Origin of the sequence: Sutcliffiella horikoshii (assembly GCF_008180725.1) — a bacterium.
Lineage (GTDB): Bacteria > Bacillota > Bacilli > Bacillales > Bacillaceae_I > Sutcliffiella_A > Sutcliffiella_A horikoshii_B.
Genome location: NZ_VTEV01000003.1, coordinates 79,499 through 98,273 on the forward strand (window position 1 = coordinate 79,499; position 18,775 = coordinate 98,273).

The following is an 18,775-nucleotide window of genomic DNA, read 5'->3' on the forward strand; positions in this document are numbered from 1 at the left end:
CGGCCATTTTTATTATTTACCAGTCTCAGCAAACGTTTTGATTCTGTCGCCGATCTCGTCACGTACACGTTGGAAAAACTTCCATTTTTCTTCTTCAGTTCCTTCCGCTTTGGCAGGATCATCAAAGCCCCAGTGAACTCTCTCTTTGTTTGGCGGTGTTGCCGGGCAAACATCTGCTGCATGACCGCAAAGTGTTACGACTAGGTCTGCTTTTTTCAAGATTTCAGGGTCAATTGTGTCGGAAGTTTGGGTGGTGATATCCACTTCCACTTCGTTCATTGCTTTTACTGCGTTTGGGTTTACACCGTGTGCTTCGATTCCTGCTGAGTATACGTCCCACTCGTCGCTTAAGTATTTTTTTCCCCAGCCTTCTGCCATTTGGCTGCGGCAAGAGTTACCTGTGCATAGGAAGTAGATTGTTTTTTTCGTCATGATGAAAAACTCCTTTATGTTTTAGTTGTTAACCAATTATTAAAAGCCAGAAATATAGGCCTAATAGCGTAATAAATAGGGTTGGGATGGTTAGGATGATACCTACTTTGAAGTAGTATCCCCAACTTATCTTTACACCTTTAAGGCTTAATACGTGTAGCCATAGTAATGTTGCCAAGGAACCGATTGGCGTAATTTTTGGACCAAGATCAGATCCGATAACATTGGCATAGATTAACGCTTCACGAATTGTTCCGGTTGTGGATGTGTCTTTGATTGCTAGTGCATCAATCATAACAGTCGGCATGTTATTCATGAATGATGAAAGAATGGCTGCAATGAACCCCATGGAAATCGTTGCAACGAATAGTCCTTCATCAGCTGCCATTTGAATGACATCTGTCAGGAGGTTAGTCAACCCTACATTTCTTAGACCATACACTACAACATACATCCCAATGGAGAAGAATACGATGGCCCATGGTGCACTTTTCAATATCTGTTTCGTGTGAATTACCTGGCTGTTTCTGCTTATTAATAAGAAGATGATAGCAACAGTGGCTGCAACGAACGAAACAGGAATACCAGCAAATTCACTAGCAAAGTATCCGACAAGAAGGACCGCAAGTACAATCCATGACAAGTTGAAAAGCTTCACGTCTTTAATCGCTTCTCTTGGTGCCTTCAATACGGACATATCATAATTTTCCGGGATACTTTTACGGAAGAACAAGTAAAGCACCACGATACTTGCACCAAGCGCAAAGAAGTTTGGAACAATCATGCGTGAAGCATATTCTACAAACCCTATTTCAAAGAAGTCCGCTGACACTATGTTTACTAAGTTACTTACTACTAATGGCAGTGAGGTAGTGTCTGCAATAAATCCACTTGCCATGATGAACGGCAAAATCATCTTTTCTTTAAACTCTAGGTTCCTCACCATAGCCAGAACAATTGGTGTCAGAATAAGGGCAGCACCATCATTAGCGAAGAATGCAGCTACCACTGCTCCTAGCAAGGTAATATAAATGAACATTCTTACGCCGCTTCCTTTTGCGAATCGAGCCATGTGCAATGCCGACCATTCAAAGAATCCTACTTCATCTAAAATGAGGGAGATGATGATCAAGGCCACAAACGTCAATGTTGCATTCCAAACGATGCTTGTTACATCAATTACATCAGTAAAGGTAACAACGCCGAATAGTAATGCAAGAAGCGCTCCTCCGCAAGCTGACCAGCCTATGGACAATCCTTTAGGTTGCCAGATAACAAAAACTAATGTAAGTAAAAAAATCACAGATGCCAAAATAATATCCAGCAAAATATTCCCCCCTTAACAACAAGTAATTCTAAGTCCTTTTTCCTCGAGCTCTTTCAACTTTTCTTCTAGTGAAGGAACATGCACTAATATAGAAGTGATTAATCCATAGTGCGGATGTTCGGTATTGATGGAATACATAATCCACTGACCTTTTCTTGATTCTTTAACCAGACCCACTTCTTTTAGCTTTTTCACATGCTGACTAATAGAAGGCTGACTCATTTGGAAAATCTCGACAAACTCACATACACAGCAATCGTGATCTTGTAGAAGAGCCAACATGGAAAGCCTCGTTTTATCACCTAAAATTTTCAGCGTGACAGCCGCTTCTTCCATCTTCAATACTTGTTGCATACGAACACCTGCCTTTGGAAAAGATATGCAATATAACCAAACGCTTATATAACAATATGCTTATATAATAAAACACTTATATGCATGTTTCAAGCTTTCTTTTGTAAAGAAATTGTGAAGAATAATTGTAGAATTATCAGATAATTGATATAATAAATTCAAGAAAGCGCTTCCAAAAACATATGAGTGGGAAAGGTGATGCTGTGTTATGATGGACTATCAGTACAGACGACAAGCTTTTCAAAACCTACATGTGGAACAAGAAGAAGCAAAGAATGATTTAAAACTAAAAGTTAGAAAATCCAAATCGATGTTGGCTACCATAGCCGCATTCTTTTCCTTTTTTCATCACACATCTTAAGGAGCTTTCATGCTCCTTTTTATTATGCTTTTTTGCACAAAAAAATCGGGACAAAATGAATTGTCCCGTTAATTAACTATTTATTAATGCCCTGAAGTAGCAGATAAACCTACTCGGTCAATTAGTGTCTTACTTTCATCATTAAGGCCAATGATGCTCACATTCTTACCCAGTCTTTGATATTTCAATACCGTTTTGGAAATTGCAGTGACTGCAGATTGATCCCAAATATGCGTGTTACTAAAATCTATGATGATTTCTTTTGGGTCATTATTATAATCGAATAAATCTACAAAGTGACTCATCGTTCCAAAGAACATTTGTCCAGAGATTTGATAATGCATGACCTCTTCTTTTAATGTCATAGTTGCTTTGATTTTCGCCATCTTCCACCCGAAGATTAGTGCACTTAGAACAACCCCTGCGGCTACACCTTTTGCAAGGTCGTGAGTATAAACAACAATAGCAACCGTTACAACCATTACTACTGCATCAGCGCGAGGTATTTTGTGCAGTTCTCGAATGGACTGCCAATCAAATGTTCCAATGGAAACCATAATCATTACTCCGACAAGTGCAGCCATCGGAATTTGAACCACTACATCTCCAAGCACCATGATGAGGAATAGAAGGAATGTCCCTGCCACTAATGCAGAAAGCCTTCCACGGCCACCTGATTTAACGTTAATGACAGATTGTCCAATCATGGCACAACCAGCCATACCACCAAAGAACCCGGTTACGACATTAGCGATACCTTGTCCTTTCATTTCTCTATTCTTATCACTCTTAGTATCTGTCATTTCGTCTACGATTGTTGCGGTTAAAAGAGATTCAAGGTTACCTACGATTGCAAGTGTAAAAGCATAAGGGAGGATAATCATAAATGTCTCCCATGACAAATCAACCATTGGGATATGGAAGAAAGGTAAGGTTCTTGAAATTTCTCCTTGATCGCCTACTGTACTTAGTCCAAATCCTCCACCAAAAAGCGTAATTGCCGTGATAACAACAATTGCCACTAATGCAGATGGTAAAGCTTTAGTGACTCTTGGAAGCAAGTATATAATGGCAAGTGTAGCAATGACAAACCCTACCATTATCCAAGATCCTCCTTTTTCTGGAGTGAAATGGACTAATTGTGCGGTAAAAATTAAGATTGCTAAAGCATTAACAAATCCAATTATTACTGCCTGAGGAAGAAAAGATATATATTTCCCAAGCTTAAATACACCCATTAGAATCTGGATGATACCTGTTAAGACAGTAGCTGCGAACAAATACTCAATTCCGTGATCTGCAACCAATGTAATCATCAGTAAAGCCATTGCTCCGGTTGCAGCAGAAATCATCCCTGGTCGTCCACCTGTAAAAGCGATAACCACGGCAATACAGAAGGATGCATAAAGGCCTACCATCGGGTCAACACCTGCAATGATAGAAAATGCGATCGCTTCAGGAATGAGGGCTAATGCTACGGTCATACCGGCAAGTACGTCACCACGCACGTTGCCAAACCATTCTTGTTTTAAGTTTGCTACGTTCATAGCACACCTCTTTCTAGTTTATTTAGTTTTGTGACTTTCTACTCTCAAGAAAGTCGGGTCCGTTTGCAACAGAAAGAATCATACCACATATTTTCTAGGCTGAAAATCAGCATGAAAACGGGAACATGCGAGAATACCTCTATAATTCTTCCTTTTTCTCAATCAATCTCTTGTTTTTGTATATCTGTAAAAAAATAGACAATGAATCAAAAAGAAAAGCTCTGTTCAATAAGAACAAAGCTCTTTTCTTTAGTCATTCAATTCGTAATGGCTACCCTTTACAAGATAGAATATATTCTCTGATATATTGGTGGTGTGATCGGCCATACGCTCAATATATCGGCAGATGAAGCTCAATTGGGTAATTTCAGGAATCATATCAGGGTGGTCTTTTGTCAACTGCAGTAGCTCACGGATGTTTTGACCGTATAGCTCGTCCACTTGATCATCCATGTCCGCTACCTTCTTCGCTAAGACTACATCTTCATCATAATAAGCTTTCAATGCAAGTGATAACATTTCAGTTGCAATGCTATGCATTTTCTCAATTTTCTCAAGTTGAATGATTGGTTGAGTGTTTTTCCCGATTCTTATCGTCGATTTTGCAATATTTACAGCAAAGTCTGCGATACGCTCTACATCCGTGGAGATTTTTATCGCTACAAAGATTCTACGTAAATCAATCGCCACTGGTTGCTGTTTGGCAATAAGAAGAATAGCAAAGTCATTTATCTCTTCATCTAAACGGTCTGCCTTGTTGTCCTCTTCAATGATTTGAAGCGCAAGATCCACGTTTTGATTTGTTAAGGCGTCAATGGATTTTCCCATTGCAATTTCAGCCAAACTACCAAGTTCCAATAATTTATCTCTTAACGTTTCTAAATCCACATGAAATTGACGCAATACCATCTACCTCTTCCTCTCTACCTTTATTATCCGAATCGACCAGTAATATAGTCTTCTGTACGCTTATCTGACGGATTAGAGAACAATTTATCTGTTTCAGAATATTCTACCACTTCTCCATTTAAGAAGAAAGCTGTTCTGTCGGATATACGTGCAGCCTGTTGCATATTATGCGTAACAATGACGATACTGTAGTCTTTCTTTAATTCTTGAACGAGTTCTTCCACTTTAAGAGTAGAGATAGGGTCAAGTGCAGATGTTGGTTCATCCATTAAGATAACGTCCGGCTCGATTGCCAAACAACGAGCAATACATAAACGCTGCTGTTGACCACCAGATAGACCATATGCGTTTTCTTTTAGACGGTCCTTCACTTCATCCCAAATAGCCGCTCCACGTAAGCTTTTTTCCACAATTTCATCAAGGACTTTTTTGTTACGGATTCCGTGAATTCTTGGTCCATAAGCAATATTGTCATAAATGGATTTCGGGAACGGGTTAGGCTTTTGGAATACCATTCCTACATTTGTTCTTAGTTCTTCGACTTTATAGGATTTACCTAAAATGTTCTTTTCACGATAAAGGATATCACCAGAAACTCTTACACTTGGTACTAATTCAACCATACGGTTCAATGTCTTGATATATGTGGATTTCCCGCATCCGGAAGGTCCGATAATTGCCGTCACTTCGTTTTCATAGATCGGCAAGTTGATGTTTTTCAACGCTAAATTTTCCCCGTACCATAGGTTCAAATCTTTTGTATGATACACAATACTTTTGTCTTTTGGAGTTATTGTTTTAGAAGAATTGTTCTTCGTTTCACGTTCAGGCACCGTAATTTGCATAGATGATTCCTCCTAGGATTAAAATCTTCTTTGGAATTTATTTCGAATAACAACTGCAATGGAATTCATGACTAATAAAATGAAAAGTAGTACTACGATAGTAGCTGCTGCTAAGTTTGCATATTCTGCAACAAGAGCTGCGTCAATTGTCCAGTAGTAAATTTGCATTGGAAGTACCGTGAATTTGTCAAAAATCCCCTCAGGTAGCGGAATTAATAACGCTGGAATTCCCAATACAACTAGTGGAGCTGTTTCCCCGATGGCGCGTGATAACGCAAGGATAACTCCTGTTAAAATACCCGGTAATGAAGCTGGCAAAACGATATTCTTAATTGTTTGCCATTTAGTCGCACCCATTCCATAAGATGCTTCTCTTAAGTAACCAGGAACAGAGCGGATTGCTTCTTGACTCGCTACTACTACGATAGGAAGAACTAATAATGCCATTGTCAGACCACCAGCGAGCACGATATTTCCAAGGCCAGCCGCTCTAACAAAAATAGTTAATCCCAAAATACCAAATACAATGGAAGGTACACCTGCTAGGTTTGAAATATTTGTTTGTAAAAAGCGTTGTAGGCGTCCTTTTTTTGCATACTCTTCTAAATAGATAGCCGTTCCAACCCCTAAAAACAAAGTGATTGGCGCAACGACTAACATTAGCCATACAGTACCCATAATGGCACCCATAATTCCAGCTCGATCTGCCATTGTGGATAATTTATTCGTGATAAATTGAAGATCAATCCAACCTATACTCTGTGAAATAACACGGTAAAAAAGAATAATGAGTACAACAAGACCAATTAATGTCGCTGCTAAAAATAATGATTTAGCGATATTGTTCACCGTTAATCTTGAATTCATTTTCTTTTGTACTTGAGCTGCATCAACATACTTCATCTTAATATTCCTCCCTATACTTGCGAGAGATATACTGGGCGATTAGGTTCATGATAAGTGTAAACACAAACAAGGTCATCGCAACAGCATACAAGCTATAATATAAAGTTGAACCAGCTGGTGCATCTCCACCGGTTACTTCCACAATGTATGCGGTCATCGTTTGCATAGATTGTGTGACGTCAAACGTAAAGTTCTTTGTACTTCCACTCGCAATCGTTACAATCATCGTTTCACCGATTGCACGGGAAATAGCTAGAACAAATGATGCGACAATTCCAGACATAGCTGCAGGAACTACTACTTTCCAAGCAACCTCAAGTTTCGTTGATCCAAGTGCCAATGCTCCCTCTCTCATTGCATTGGGAACGGAGCTCATCGCATCTTCCGATAAAGAGGCAACCATTGGAATGATCATAATTCCCATTACTATTCCTGGACTGAGGATATTGGTTGGTTCTAAACCAGGAATGATTTGTCTTAATAGAGGAGTTACAAATGTGAATGCAAAGAATCCGTAAACGATTGTAGGAATTCCTGCTAGCACCTCTAAGATAGGTTTTAAAATTCTTCGTACTCTATCTGATGCATATTCGCTTAAGAAAATTGCACTCATTAAACCGATAGGGATTGCCACAACCATGGCAATGACGGAAGAAATAATTGTTCCTGTCAATAAAGGAAGCACACCGAATTGTGCATTTTCACCTAAAGGTTTTAATTGTGTACCAGTAAAGAAATCAAGAAACGGAATTCTAGTAAAGAATTCTACTGTTTCAAATAATAATGTAAAAATAATACCTAATGTTGTAAAAATAGAAATGGTTGCGATACCCAAAAGAAACTTAGGCACAAACGCTTCAATAAACCTATTTGTGTTCAGAGTCGTCTTTTTCTTATTGATTAACTCTCTCACATTGATGCTGTCTTTCTGATTAGCCAATTTGAAATCCCCTTTCATCCTTTACCCTAACGTAACAAGGACCATCCAAAGCCTATTTTAAAATACATAGAGGAAGATGAGCAGCAAGGAGCCCCTCATCTTCCCTGAAAACTTACTTTAAACCTTCAAGCTCTTCTACTGCAGTTTTGATTTCTTCATCTGTCAATGGAGCAAATCCTGTTTCACTTGCTACAGTTTGTGCATTTTCCATTGTGTAGATTGCATAGTCAAGTACTTGAGGCTTTTCTTTCGCCATACCTACGTTTAAGTAAGTGAATACTGGGCGAGTAAAGTTTGCATAGTCACCGTCTTCAGCGATTGTGTCAAGAGAAGGTTCTACAGGACCATTACCGAAGTCAACTTTTACAGCCGTTAATTTATCTGTATTGCTTGCATAGTAACCGTAACCGAAGAATCCGATTGCGTTTTTATCTTTAGAAACAAGGTCTACTAGTGTAGAGTATTCTTGTTGTAAGTTAACACCTTCAACTAAATCTTTTTCTTCAAGGATTTTTTCCCAGAAGAACTCATATGTTCCGTGGTTTTCGTTTGGACCGTAAGCTTTGATTGGCTCATTCGGGAAATCTGGATTGATATCAGACCAGTTTTTAATATTGCCTTCAGCTAAGAAGATCTTTTTAATGTCTTCTTCCGTTAATTCAGTTGCCCAGTCATTTTCTTTGTTGATTACGATTGTTAAACCGTCAAGTGCAACTTTCATTTCTTTTACTTCCATGCCAAGCTCATCAGCTTGTGCTTTCTCTTCATCTTTAATTGTACGAGATGCGTTATTGAAATCAGTCCCGTCTTCTACTAGGAATTTCTTGAATCCAGCAGATGTACCAGCACGACTTACTTCAACAGATACGCCCTCTTGAGCTTCTGTCATGTATTTTTCAGCCATTAAGGACATGAAAGGAAATACTGTTCCAGATCCATCAATTACTACACTACCTTCAAGTTCTTCTCCGCCTTCAGCTGATGCTCCTTCTGAAGATCCTTCGTTACCACCGTTGTTGTTTGCATTCCCACATGCTGCAGCGAATACCGCAAGTGATGCAACGATAGCTAGTAATAAAAAACGTTTGAAGCTTTTCATTTCTTAATTCCCCCTAAGGTTTTTGTTTTGTTTGATGTTTCTGTGTTTATCTTGCCCTACGAATAATAGAATATAACTTGTGTGTTAACTACGTATGAATCAAGTGTAAAGGTTTTGTAAATGTCGTTTTTCCTGTAGTTTTATAGGGAATAATGAAGGAATTTTGTGTATGTTTGCTATTGCAAAATATATATACGGGCATAAGGACGCAAAAAAGCACCCCTATTTGGAGTGCTTTTTTACTATTACTCTGTATCTTCTTCGTTATTTTGTTCTTCTGATTCCTCTAGATTCTCTTCAGTTTTTTCCCCATTAGCACGTTCTTTCTTTAAGTTGAAGTAAGCATCCATAACCGCATCACCAATCCGGGTACTTATTCCACCTGTTACATTAAAGTCAGTAGATGCATAAGGGACCATAATCGCAAAAGCGATTTCTGGATCGTCATAAGGAGCATAACCTACTAAATTAAAGTTAAGCGTTTCATAGGAGCGTCGTTCTCCATTAGGAAGATACTCTATATACCTTGACTGTGCTGTTCCGGACTTCCCAGCTGGTTTATATTCCTTCATTGTAGAACTTTTTGCCGTTCCTCTTGATCCATGATAAACCCTGATAAAACCATCTTGAACTCGCTTAATTTGACTATCTGTCATGTCTACTCTGTTCATTACTTTAGGTTCAAATGGTTCCACTACACGACCTAAACCTTCCCCATTATTCGGCTCTCTAATTTCTTTTACTAATTGGGGCTGCATTCTATAACCTCCATTTGCAATGGTAGAAACGTATTGAGCCAGTTGGAGAGTAGTGTACGTATCATATTGTCCGATGGATAAATCTAGAAGCAGACCAGGCAGACTAGTTTCTGTGCCTTCAACTCCGGCAGATTCACGGGGAAGGTCAATTCCTGTTTCTACCCCTAAACCGAATTGAGCCAAATAGGATCTAAATGTATCATAAGCGTCTGGTGGTATATACAACGGCTGCCTTGGCGAGTAATTTGCACCGGCAATAGCCATCGCAATTCTGAACATATACACGTTCGAAGACCTTTCCAGTGCTGTTAAATCATTAATACTCCCCATATTGGTATAAGAAGCCTTTCTTAAAGCTTCTGATCCGCGACCAATATATAAAGGTGAATCATATAAATAAGAATTTGGTTGGATGACGCCATGCTGATAACCTGCTAGCACTGAAGCTCCTTTCACCGTTGAACCTGGTTCATAAGCTTCTTGAATGGCACCCAATGCATTATCATAGATTTTTAATTGGCCATCTTCTTCATCACGAATTAATTGCTTTCCTGCAAGTGAAAGAACTTCCCCAGTTTTTGGATTCATAACTACAACAAAAGCACGGTCTAGAAATCTTGCTTTGGCACTTGGGGTTGCTCTTGTTTGAAGCATTTCTTCTATTAACACTTCTTCGACTTTTTGCTGGAATTCCATATCAATTGATAAGATCAAATCTTTCCCACGCTGTCCATCATAAACTTTTTCTTGGCGAAGGAGGTTTCCACCCGTATCTGTCACATTACGCACTCTTGCCTTTTGACCTTGAAGAACATTTTCGTATTGTGCTTCTAATTGAGAGGTACCGATTCGATCATTTCTACTATATCCACGTGCAAGGAATTCATCAATCTTCTCACTTGGTATTCCTGACTCTGAAGTTGAAACTTTGCCAAAAACAGAATCTAGGGTTGATCCATAAGCATAAGATCGGATGAAATCTGTTGTAATATCTACACCAGGCAAGTCTGTTAACATTTCACTGACCATTGCAAATTCCTTTGCGGTCACATCTTGGTTCTTAACAATTTGCGGGGTCAGTGCATACCCTTTATTAAACTCTCTGAAGATAGCGAGTATTTTTTTTTCTTCTTCTGTAATCTCATCTAATTGCTCTTTCGTAATTCTATCTAATTGCAAATCGTATAAGTCACTTTCTTCTAAATCACCATCTGAAACCTTTTTTCGATCTTCATCTGTTATTAATTTTGCCGCTTCTTCAGGTCGAGTCAAAATCCAATAATCTTTCTTATCCCTCTCCTGAATGTTTTCAGTATCCATCGTTATTATCTCAGAAAGTTTTTTTGCAACCTCCAACTGTTCCTTTGAGCTGGTGGATTGCATTCTCGTATATGTAATCGCATTTAATGGGGTGTTGTCTACAACTACATTACCATTGCGATCATAAATTTTCCCTCTTGGAACTAAAGTATTAACCGTTACGTTTTCAGTCCGATCCACTTCTTTACGGTAATCTTCCCCAAAAACGATTTGAACAAATCCAAGTCTTAGAATGAGGGCTGAGAACAGTAAAAAAACCGCAAAAAACAAAAGGTTTAAGCGCGACGGGACGTAATTCTTTTTTTTCTTTTTTTGCTTTTGATTGGTCATCCTTTACACCTTTTCATTAATTATTTCGAGTGGCTAAATTAAGCAACTTGTTTATAAAAAGTAAGAGACACCTACGCTAGTCTGTATAGGTGCCTGTGTCATTTTCTATTGTATAGGAAATCGCAATAAATTTCTATTATTAAATCCCTATTAAGGAGTTGATTCTCCCTCCCCGTCTCGCAAAGTTGTCACAATTGGATGTGGTTCTTCCTTTGGAGAAGGAATGGGTTCTAATTCTACTTTACGGACAAACGGATAGATTAATGCGTGCCCCGCACCAATCACACACAATAGGATCGGAATACTCTTTTGCGTATCAAAAAAGATAACAGCAATCAAAAACAAGATAATAGAAGTAATTCGCCCAAAATTTAAGAAGATTTCCCTGACAACAATATATTCAATGCGCATCTCTGCTGCTTTCCACCCTCTGCCAATCACATCATAGGTTAAGGATACATAAGGAACTAACAACAACGGATAGGCAATTGCGATAGTTACTGCGTACATGAGCAACTTAACGTATGTTAATTCAAAGATAAGAAAGAAAATCGCTCCATACAATATTAGTCCTCCAAGTAGGATCGCTTTCTTCCTTAACTCTTTCTTAATAAGCCTTGTCGCCAAATAGTAACAGACAAATGCGACAGCTGAATTTAACAATCCAAACGTTCCTAGTGCCAATTCGCTGTTCGTTGTAATAAATACCAATACAGAAACTGCAAAAAGGAAAGTACCTTCACGTAATCCTTGGAAGAAGTGTGCATTTGTTATGTATCCCCAGTTCGCATTATTTTTTCTTTCCTGCAGTATACGTCTTAATTCAAAGCTTCCTTCTGCTCCACGCCTTTTTAAAAATAGGCTTAAGATTACTGCAGCAAAAAAAAGAATGAGGGAGATTGTGAAGATCACCGTGTAACCTGTAAACTTTTCTAATGTAGAGATAATATATCCAGCTGCAAAGGGTCCAATCATTCCCCCGACTGAAGTCAATATCCCCAAAAATCCATTAAAAAAGTCTCTGGTTTCCGGCTCTGTAATTTCAAAGGTCAATACGTTGAAAGCAAGCCAGTAGAAACCATATCCTATGCCAAGCAGTGCTCCTAAAAGCAATAAATAGGTAGAGGCTTTGTCTCCAATGAACAAAACAAACAAATAAAAAAGTGCTAAGAATACGACTCCTAAACGTAGCACAATGACACGATCGATTTTTTTGGCCCATCTACCTGCCAATATAAATGTTAATGGCTGAAAAATGACTATCGCCAAATTGTAGAAGCCTAGGTCGCTGAATTCGCCTGATTGCTTCCAGAGGTACACATTTACAAATGTATTGGATAGAGCGATGCTTAGTGAATAAAGTCCACCGATGATTAAGAGTAGCATCAGGTCCTTGTTTACTTCGACATCGCCGATCAGTTTTTTTAGTGCTGCCATTATTACCCCGCTCCTTTATCTACGTTTATTGTGGCTTAAAGGAGTGGGAGTTATGTACTTTGATTTTTGAACATCTTGAAGCAACTGTTTAACTCCGCTGTTGATTTCCGCAAATGGCTTCGCTTTCCTAGGGGCGCTGCTGGAGCCTCCTCGGCTTCGCCTGCGGGGTCTCCACCTAGCGCGCGCTATCTCCCTCAGGAGTCTTCGCCTTTTGCTTCAATCAACAGCTATAGGACAACATGCCAAATAAAAACTCCCATCCACTTATGGATGAGAGTTTATGGGGTAGAAATTATTTTGCTTCGTTGTAAAGTTTTCCTACTACATCCCAGTTGATTACGTTGAAGAATGCGTTGATGTAGTCAGGACGGCGGTTTTGGTAGTTTAGGTAGTAAGCGTGCTCCCAAACGTCAAGGCCAAGAACAGGAGTCTTACCTTCCATTAATGGAGAGTCTTGGTTTGGCGTGCTTGTAATTTCAAGTTCACCATTGTTTACTACTAACCAAGCCCAACCAGAACCGAAACGAGTAGCTGCAGCTTTTGCAAACTCATCTTTAAAGTTGTCAAAGCTACCAAATTTGCTAGTTAGAGCGTCAGCCAATTCACCGTTTGGAGAAGTAGCACCACCTGGAGTTAGGATGTTCCAGAAAAGGCTGTGGTTCGCGTGTCCACCACCGTGGTTGCGAACAGCTGTTTTGATGTTTTCAGGAACTGCATCCATGTTGGAAATTAGCTCCTCTACACTTTTACCTTGAAGTTCTGCTTGTCCTTCAAGTGCAGCGTTAATTCCAGTTACGTAAGTATTGTGATGCTTTGTGTGGTGAATGTTCATTGTTTCTTTGTCGATGTGAGGCTCCAATGCGTCGTATGCATAAGGTAATTGTGGTAGTTCGTATGCCATAATTATCTCCTCCTATTTGTTATGTAATAAAAATCGAACCAAAAAAGCAAGACCCCTTTGATCCGTTAGTTTCAGATTACCAAAACTTGTACAATCTTTCAATTAATCTGCTTGCCTTGCTTAAAATAATTATCCACTACTAAATGGATAACTCTTGGGACAAGCGATACATACTTTCATCAATCTTATGAGGCATGGAGAATACTTCATCAAAGGAATAATCAACAATCTCATTTTTTTCCATTCCCACTGCTCTTCCAGCTTTTCCTGCCATTAATAACTCAACAGCCCGTCCACCTAAGCGGCTTGATAAAACACGGTCAAATGCAGTTGGTGTTCCTCCCCTTTGAATGTGTCCAAGAACCGACACCCGCGTTTCTAATTGTGTTTCTTTTTCAATTAGTTTAGCAAAGTCCATTCCACTGCTAACGCCTTCTGCAAGGACAATGATCGTATGTTTTTTGCCTCGTTTTTGCCCACTCTTTATTCGTCCTACTACATCTTCAAGTTTAAATCCTATCTCAGGGATGATAATGGTCTCTGCTCCACCTGCAAGCCCCGCCCATAAAGCGATATCCCCTGCATGCCGGCCCATTACTTCAATAATAAATGTTCGTTCATGAGAAGTTGCAGTATCTCGTATTTTATCAATAGCGTCGATTACTGTGTGAAGAGCTGTATTAAATCCGATGGTATAATCCGTTCCAGCAATGTCATTATCAATGGTTCCGGGCAATCCGATACATGGAAAGCCATGTTCTGTTAGCTTTTGTGCACCACGGTAAGACCCATCTCCTCCAATAACCACAAGCCCTTCAATTCCATGTTTTTGCAACTGTTCTATACCTTTTTGCTGCCCTTCAAGGGTTTTGAATTCTTCACTTCTAGCTGTATATAAAACGGTTCCGCCGCGGTGGATGATATCTCCAACAGATCCTAGCTCCAACTTTTTTATATTACCAGCCATAAGTCCTGCATACCCCTGATAGATGCCATATACATTTAAGTTGTGGTATATTGCTTTTCTTACAACAGCCCTTACTGCCGCATTCATTCCAGGCGAGTCTCCGCCACTTGTTAAAACTCCAATCGTTTTCAAGCCATTCACTCCTTTTACGTACCTATTATTGCTATAGCACAAATATGTCCTTTTCAAACACTTCTAGTATAACCTTGTTTATATGAAAATAAAGAACACAATGATCATTATTCCCTGGATGATTCCCTTCACCAATGCACTGCTGAAGAGACCAACGACAGACCCGAACCCGGCTTTCATGGAGGCTTTTAATCCATTTCTATTAAACATCAGTTCACCAATGACCGCACCCAAAAATGGCCCAAGGATAATACCTGCTATTGGGATCACAAACGGGCCAATCAACAACCCTATGGTACTACCCCATATAGATGCGTTGCTTCCGCCAAATTTTTTAACACCTAAAAGGTTTGCAAAGTAGTCCGCGACAAATAATAAAATGACAAACAATACGGTGATGGTCCAGAAAATAAAAGTCAGCTCTTCGAAGGAGAAAAACACACCATAAAGAAGAAATCCACCTACTAAAAAGAGCACACTTGGAATGATAGGATAGACGAGACCAACAAAAGCGATGACAAATAATCCAATAATTATTGTCCAATACAAGATTTCCACTTCAAAACCCTCTTTCATATATTTTAAAAAAACCAGACCCTTAAGAGTCTGGTTTATTTATACGTTCTTACCTATTATAAAGTTTCGTGATCTTCGCCTAAAACTGCCTCTGCGATATTTACAGCATGGTCCCCTATGCGCTCAAGGTTACTGATAATATCTACAAACACAATTCCAGCTTGGCCGGAGCATAATCCCTCATTCATACGTAAGATATGTTTCTTACGAAGTGAGCGCTCCATTTTGTCAATTTGATCTTCTTTCATACGAACATCATTTGCAAGTGTTTTATCATTCGAACGAAGTGCCTCAATAGATTCTTTTACAGTGGAAACTGTTAGTGAGAACATTTCCTCTAAATCCTTCTCAGCAGCTTCCGTTAATTCTACCTTGTTTGCAATTTGATAATCCACTAATTCGACGATGTTTTCGAAGTGGTCACCAATTCTCTCGATATCTCTTACTGTATCCATTAATACAGAATGTTCTTCAGACTCATTATCTGATAAAGAACTTGAAGATAATTTTACAAGATAGTCTGTGATTTTTCTATCAAGGTTATTAATCGCTTCTTCCACTTGATATGCTTGTTCGGAGTACTTCGTTACGCCAGTCTTTAAATACTCGTGTGTAGATTCGAGTCCTACAACCGAATATTCACCCATACGAAGCACTTCCTCTTTTGCTTGTCCAAGTGCCAATGATGGTGATTGTTCGATAAAAATTGGATCTAAATGCTTTGGTTTGTATTCTACAAAGCTATCCTCACCAGGAATGATTTTAGTAACAATTAAAGCCAGTAACCCAATGAATGGTAACTGAATAATCACATTGGCAATGTTAAATGAACCGTGTGCAAATGCGATGGTCATTTCTGGATTCAGGTCTAACATCTGTTGGAGAAACTCTACGTACATTTGGAAAGGAATCAACAATATCAAAACAATGGCTGTTCCCAAGACATTAAACATTACATGTGATAGAGCAGCACGTCTTGCAGCAACGCTTGCCCCAAGAGCAGCTAAAACTGCTGTAATCGTTGTACCAATATTGTCTCCAAAAGTACAGGTAATGCAGCACTAAGATCCATAGCACCTTGTCCATAAAGTTCTTGCAGAATCCCTACAGTAGCACTTGAACTCTGAACAATAACGGTAAAGACCGTTCCAACTACTACCCCAAGTATTGGGTTATCACTCATGGTTACCGTCAAATCAATGAAAGCCGGCAACTCTCGTAGTGGTTTAAGTCCCCCACCCATGATCTTCAAACCATAGAATAATGTACCAAAACCAAAGACTATCTGACCTAAGTATTGGATTTTCTGGTTTTTAAAGAAGAATAATAAGATTGCACCTGCGGCAATGATCGGCAAGGCATACTCATCAATTTTAATACCAATGATAAATGCTGTAACAGTTGTACCCACGTTTGCACCCATAATGACACCAATCGCTTGGCGTAAGGTCATGAATCCCGCACTAACCAAACCTACTGTCAGTGCCGTGGTCCCAGAACTTGATTGAATTAAGACCGTTACAAGAATACCCGCAAATACACCCATTAGCGGATTTGTTGTAAAACGATCTAAAATATCTCTCAGCTTATCACCAGCTGATTTCTGCAGTCCGTCACCCATGTATTTAATCCCGAAAAGGAAAATACCCAGACCACCAATAAATTCAAAAATTAACTTCTGAACATCCAAGTCCAATACATTCAACCCCTTAATCAAAAACAATATAGTATCGACAAAAATCTACAAAACCAAATACAATTATTAACCTAATATGATTCTAATGTAAATACCCTTCATAATAAATTTACATTATCTTTACAAACCGTAACTTGAAATTTACATTAGTGACTGTTATGCAATTATATATTGTTCACTTACCCAAATTAAGATAACATGAAATGGATATATTACTTTAAAAGGACTGATAGATATTGAATATTTTCTCTCAATTTGTAAAGAGCTTGTATTCCCCGAAAGCAATGGCCTCCTTTCGCTTTCAAGGAATAGGTAAAACCATCCTGTACGTATTTTTTCTTGTTCTTATATCTTCTATTCCCATGTTTATTACTTTTGGAACTAGTGCAGTGAAATTAGTTAATAGTACAGAAGAATTTTTGCAAAACGAAACCCCAGACTTTTATATACAGGACGGAGAATTTTTTGCAGATGTAGAAGATCCTTTCATTGTAGATGAAGGAGGTTTCACTATTATCCTGGATCCTGAAAATGAGTTATCGTTAGATGAGATTAACTCTTATAGTGATGTTGTAGCCGTCCAGTCAAAGGAGATAATTTTTAAAGGAGCAGGACAGACCGATTTTGTACCATTAAGTGATTTTCAGGGTACAGAAGTTGCTAAAGAGGACTTACTTCAATTCATGGATTCTGTGGGAAGCGCATTTCCTATCATTATTACAGTTTTAATTGTAGTAGGCTATTTATTCTTTGCAGCTACCAAATTCGTTCAAATCTCTATTTTAGGTTTGTTTGGGTTATTACTTAAGAATATGTTAAAAAGGAATAAATTACAGTATCGCCACACATGGGTATTGGCTGCGTATGCGGTCACGCTTCCTACATTAATTTTCACGATTATACAGGCAAGCAGTTTAGTACTACCATTTTCATCTTTAATAAGCTTTGCTGTGTCTCTATTTATACTCTATCTTATTATTAAGGAAGTTAAAGTTAAAAAGCCGACTACTCCAAACAATTAATAAAAAACACCGACAAATTTCACATAATTTGTCGGTGTTTTTTTGTTATTTTTTTCTTGGACGAGCATATAGTTAAGTATGCTTGACAGAGGGGGAAGTAAAAAATGATCCGATTATTCGTTGCAGCTCTAATTCTCGTTACCATCTACAGCATCTATTATGATTTATCATCCGGCACCATCCCCGAGCCCGCCGCACCGGTTGCAGCTCCTGTTCCAGTTACTAACCCTGATACAGAATCAGAAAGTTCCACCCTATCCTCACCTACTAACAACCTTTACATAGAAGTTGAAATAAAAGCTGGTGATACCGTACTCACTGTTGCAGAAAAAATTGCAAACAAACCAATCCCTGTCTCCATCACACAACTAGTGGAAGACTTCCAAAGCCTAAACGATGGCATCACCCCAGAAAAAATCCAAATCGGCAAAACCTACAAGTTTCCTGTCTACTAACAGCCAGGAAACTTTTCCTTTATATCTGTTGAAGTAGAAGGAGCGTAGACGCTTGGAGGAATGGACAGGTGATACCAATCAAAGAAGCCACTGAAAAACCGACATCTCATGTACTTAATGACTTTTAGCTGTGGATTGGAGCAAATGGCGTAGACTCCTGAGGGAGATAGCGGTAGCTTGAGACCCCTGAAGCGTTGTGAGGAGGCTCAAGCACCGCCCCTAGGAAAGCGAAGCCATTTGCGGAAATCAACAGCGGTGTAAAATTAACACCTTAATCAAAACTTAATGAGTGGCTTCGGCGCAGCCTAGTAGCTCACGGACCGACCACAGGCAAGCGAAGCTCCTAGAACGGAAATCAACGATTTGTTCCAGTCTTCTGACACCAGGAAACTTTTTCACTTGTCAGATGGAGATACGATTGTTAAAATATGTTGGGAGTTAGTGGATAATACTAGCTTTTT

General features: G+C 39.0%; 17 protein-coding genes and 1 pseudogene. 3 read left to right on the plus strand and 15 right to left on the minus strand.

Annotated elements, in window-relative coordinates; all coding sequences use genetic code 11:
- Positions 1 to 12 precede the first annotated feature (12 nt).
- From arsC to FZC76_RS07300, 3 genes are read right to left on the minus strand one after another with little or no spacing between them, the layout of a single operon-like run.
- Positions 13 to 432 carry an arsenate reductase (thioredoxin) gene (arsC, locus tag FZC76_RS07290; protein ID WP_148987605.1) on the minus strand — a complete coding sequence of 140 codons (420 nt, stop codon included), beginning with the start codon at positions 430 to 432 and terminating at the stop codon, positions 13 to 15.
- Positions 433 to 460: 28 nt separating this feature from the next.
- A complete protein-coding gene (locus FZC76_RS07295) occupies positions 461 to 1,759 on the minus strand; it encodes an arsenic transporter (RefSeq protein ID WP_148987606.1) in 1,299 nt (432 codons plus the stop codon).
- Positions 1,760 to 1,771: 12 nt separating this feature from the next.
- Complete coding sequence (locus FZC76_RS07300; RefSeq protein WP_148987607.1) at positions 1,772 to 2,113, minus strand: ArsR/SmtB family transcription factor; 342 nt, start codon at positions 2,111 to 2,113, stop codon at positions 1,772 to 1,774.
- A 208-nt stretch (positions 2,114 to 2,321) separates the two neighbouring features.
- Here FZC76_RS07300 and FZC76_RS22945 point away from each other — a divergent pair, with 208 nt between their 5' ends.
- A complete protein-coding gene (locus FZC76_RS22945; RefSeq protein WP_187441987.1) occupies positions 2,322 to 2,474 on the plus strand; it encodes a hypothetical protein in 153 nt (50 codons plus the stop codon).
- An 83-nt stretch (positions 2,475 to 2,557) separates the two neighbouring features.
- Here FZC76_RS22945 and FZC76_RS07305 read toward each other — a convergent pair whose 3' ends face one another.
- The 12 genes and pseudogenes from FZC76_RS07305 to FZC76_RS07360 form a co-directional block, all read right to left on the minus strand.
- Complete coding sequence (locus FZC76_RS07305) at positions 2,558 to 4,021, minus strand: SulP family inorganic anion transporter (protein WP_148987608.1); 1,464 nt, start codon at positions 4,019 to 4,021, stop codon at positions 2,558 to 2,560.
- A gap of 249 nt (positions 4,022 to 4,270) precedes the next feature.
- Positions 4,271 to 4,930, minus strand: coding sequence for a phosphate signaling complex protein PhoU (gene phoU, locus FZC76_RS07310; RefSeq protein WP_148987609.1), 660 nt, complete (start codon positions 4,928 to 4,930; stop codon positions 4,271 to 4,273).
- A gap of 23 nt (positions 4,931 to 4,953) precedes the next feature.
- Positions 4,954 to 5,775: a phosphate ABC transporter ATP-binding protein PstB gene (gene pstB, locus FZC76_RS07315; protein WP_148987610.1), complete on the minus strand. Its 822-nt coding sequence runs from the start codon at positions 5,773 to 5,775 to the stop codon at positions 4,954 to 4,956.
- 18 nt (positions 5,776 to 5,793) lie between these two features.
- The gene (gene pstA / locus FZC76_RS07320) at positions 5,794 to 6,678 is read right to left on the minus strand and encodes a phosphate ABC transporter permease PstA (protein WP_148987611.1); all 885 of its coding nucleotides are present in this window, start codon (positions 6,676 to 6,678) and stop codon (positions 5,794 to 5,796) included.
- A 1-nt stretch (position 6,679) separates the two neighbouring features.
- A complete protein-coding gene (pstC, locus tag FZC76_RS07325; protein WP_148987612.1) occupies positions 6,680 to 7,639 on the minus strand; it encodes a phosphate ABC transporter permease subunit PstC in 960 nt (319 codons plus the stop codon).
- Positions 7,640 to 7,733: 94 nt separating this feature from the next.
- A complete protein-coding gene (locus FZC76_RS07330; protein WP_148987613.1) occupies positions 7,734 to 8,720 on the minus strand; it encodes a PstS family phosphate ABC transporter substrate-binding protein in 987 nt (328 codons plus the stop codon).
- A 245-nt stretch (positions 8,721 to 8,965) separates the two neighbouring features.
- The gene (locus FZC76_RS07335) at positions 8,966 to 11,128 is read right to left on the minus strand and encodes a peptidoglycan D,D-transpeptidase FtsI family protein (protein ID WP_148987614.1); all 2,163 of its coding nucleotides are present in this window, start codon (positions 11,126 to 11,128) and stop codon (positions 8,966 to 8,968) included.
- Between the two features lie 150 nt (positions 11,129 to 11,278).
- Positions 11,279 to 12,565 (minus strand): MFS transporter, encoded by a 1,287-nt coding sequence (locus FZC76_RS07340; protein WP_148987615.1) that lies wholly within the window; start codon positions 12,563 to 12,565, stop codon positions 11,279 to 11,281.
- 292 nt (positions 12,566 to 12,857) lie between these two features.
- Positions 12,858 to 13,466, minus strand: coding sequence for a superoxide dismutase (locus FZC76_RS07345; RefSeq protein ID WP_148987616.1), 609 nt, complete (start codon positions 13,464 to 13,466; stop codon positions 12,858 to 12,860).
- A 139-nt stretch (positions 13,467 to 13,605) separates the two neighbouring features.
- Positions 13,606 to 14,565: a 6-phosphofructokinase gene (pfkA, locus tag FZC76_RS07350; RefSeq protein ID WP_148987617.1), complete on the minus strand. Its 960-nt coding sequence runs from the start codon at positions 14,563 to 14,565 to the stop codon at positions 13,606 to 13,608.
- A gap of 78 nt (positions 14,566 to 14,643) precedes the next feature.
- Positions 14,644 to 15,123, minus strand: coding sequence for a DUF456 domain-containing protein (locus tag FZC76_RS07355; protein ID WP_148987618.1), 480 nt, complete (start codon positions 15,121 to 15,123; stop codon positions 14,644 to 14,646).
- Between the two features lie 74 nt (positions 15,124 to 15,197).
- A pseudogene (locus FZC76_RS07360) lies at positions 15,198 to 16,837 on the minus strand (Na/Pi cotransporter family protein).
- A gap of 236 nt (positions 16,838 to 17,073) precedes the next feature.
- Between FZC76_RS07360 and FZC76_RS07365 the strand changes: the two are divergent.
- Positions 17,074 to 17,859 (plus strand): DUF1189 domain-containing protein, encoded by a 786-nt coding sequence (locus tag FZC76_RS07365; protein WP_148987619.1) that lies wholly within the window; start codon positions 17,074 to 17,076, stop codon positions 17,857 to 17,859.
- A 104-nt stretch (positions 17,860 to 17,963) separates the two neighbouring features.
- On the plus strand, positions 17,964 to 18,314 hold the full coding sequence (locus FZC76_RS07370) for a hypothetical protein (RefSeq protein WP_148987620.1): 351 nt from the start codon (positions 17,964 to 17,966) through the stop codon (positions 18,312 to 18,314).
- Positions 18,315 to 18,775 lie beyond the last annotated feature (461 nt).

Coding starts and splice junctions, on each gene's coding strand:
- FZC76_RS07340 (WP_148987615.1), bottom strand. CDS start 12,565: ATGGCAGCACTAAAAAAACTGATCGGCGATGTCGAAGTAAACAAGGAC.
- FZC76_RS07300 (WP_148987607.1), bottom strand. CDS start 2,113: ATGCAACAAGTATTGAAGATGGAAGAAGCGGCTGTCACGCTGAAAATT.
- FZC76_RS07305 (WP_148987608.1), bottom strand. CDS start 4,021: ATGAACGTAGCAAACTTAAAACAAGAATGGTTTGGCAACGTGCGTGGT.
- arsC (WP_148987605.1), bottom strand. CDS start 432: ATGACGAAAAAAACAATCTACTTCCTATGCACAGGTAACTCTTGCCGC.
- FZC76_RS07330 (WP_148987613.1), bottom strand. CDS start 8,720: ATGAAAAGCTTCAAACGTTTTTTATTACTAGCTATCGTTGCATCACTT.
- FZC76_RS07370 (WP_148987620.1), top strand. CDS start 17,964: ATGATCCGATTATTCGTTGCAGCTCTAATTCTCGTTACCATCTACAGC.
- pstC (WP_148987612.1), bottom strand. CDS start 7,639: ATGAAAGGGGATTTCAAATTGGCTAATCAGAAAGACAGCATCAATGTG.
- pstB (WP_148987610.1), bottom strand. CDS start 5,775: ATGCAAATTACGGTGCCTGAACGTGAAACGAAGAACAATTCTTCTAAA.
- FZC76_RS07345 (WP_148987616.1), bottom strand. CDS start 13,466: ATGGCATACGAACTACCACAATTACCTTATGCATACGACGCATTGGAG.
- FZC76_RS22945 (WP_187441987.1), top strand. CDS start 2,322: ATGATGGACTATCAGTACAGACGACAAGCTTTTCAAAACCTACATGTG.
- pstA (WP_148987611.1), bottom strand. CDS start 6,678: ATGAAGTATGTTGATGCAGCTCAAGTACAAAAGAAAATGAATTCAAGA.
- phoU (WP_148987609.1), bottom strand. CDS start 4,930: ATGGTATTGCGTCAATTTCATGTGGATTTAGAAACGTTAAGAGATAAA.
- FZC76_RS07335 (WP_148987614.1), bottom strand. CDS start 11,128: ATGACCAATCAAAAGCAAAAAAAGAAAAAAAAGAATTACGTCCCGTCG.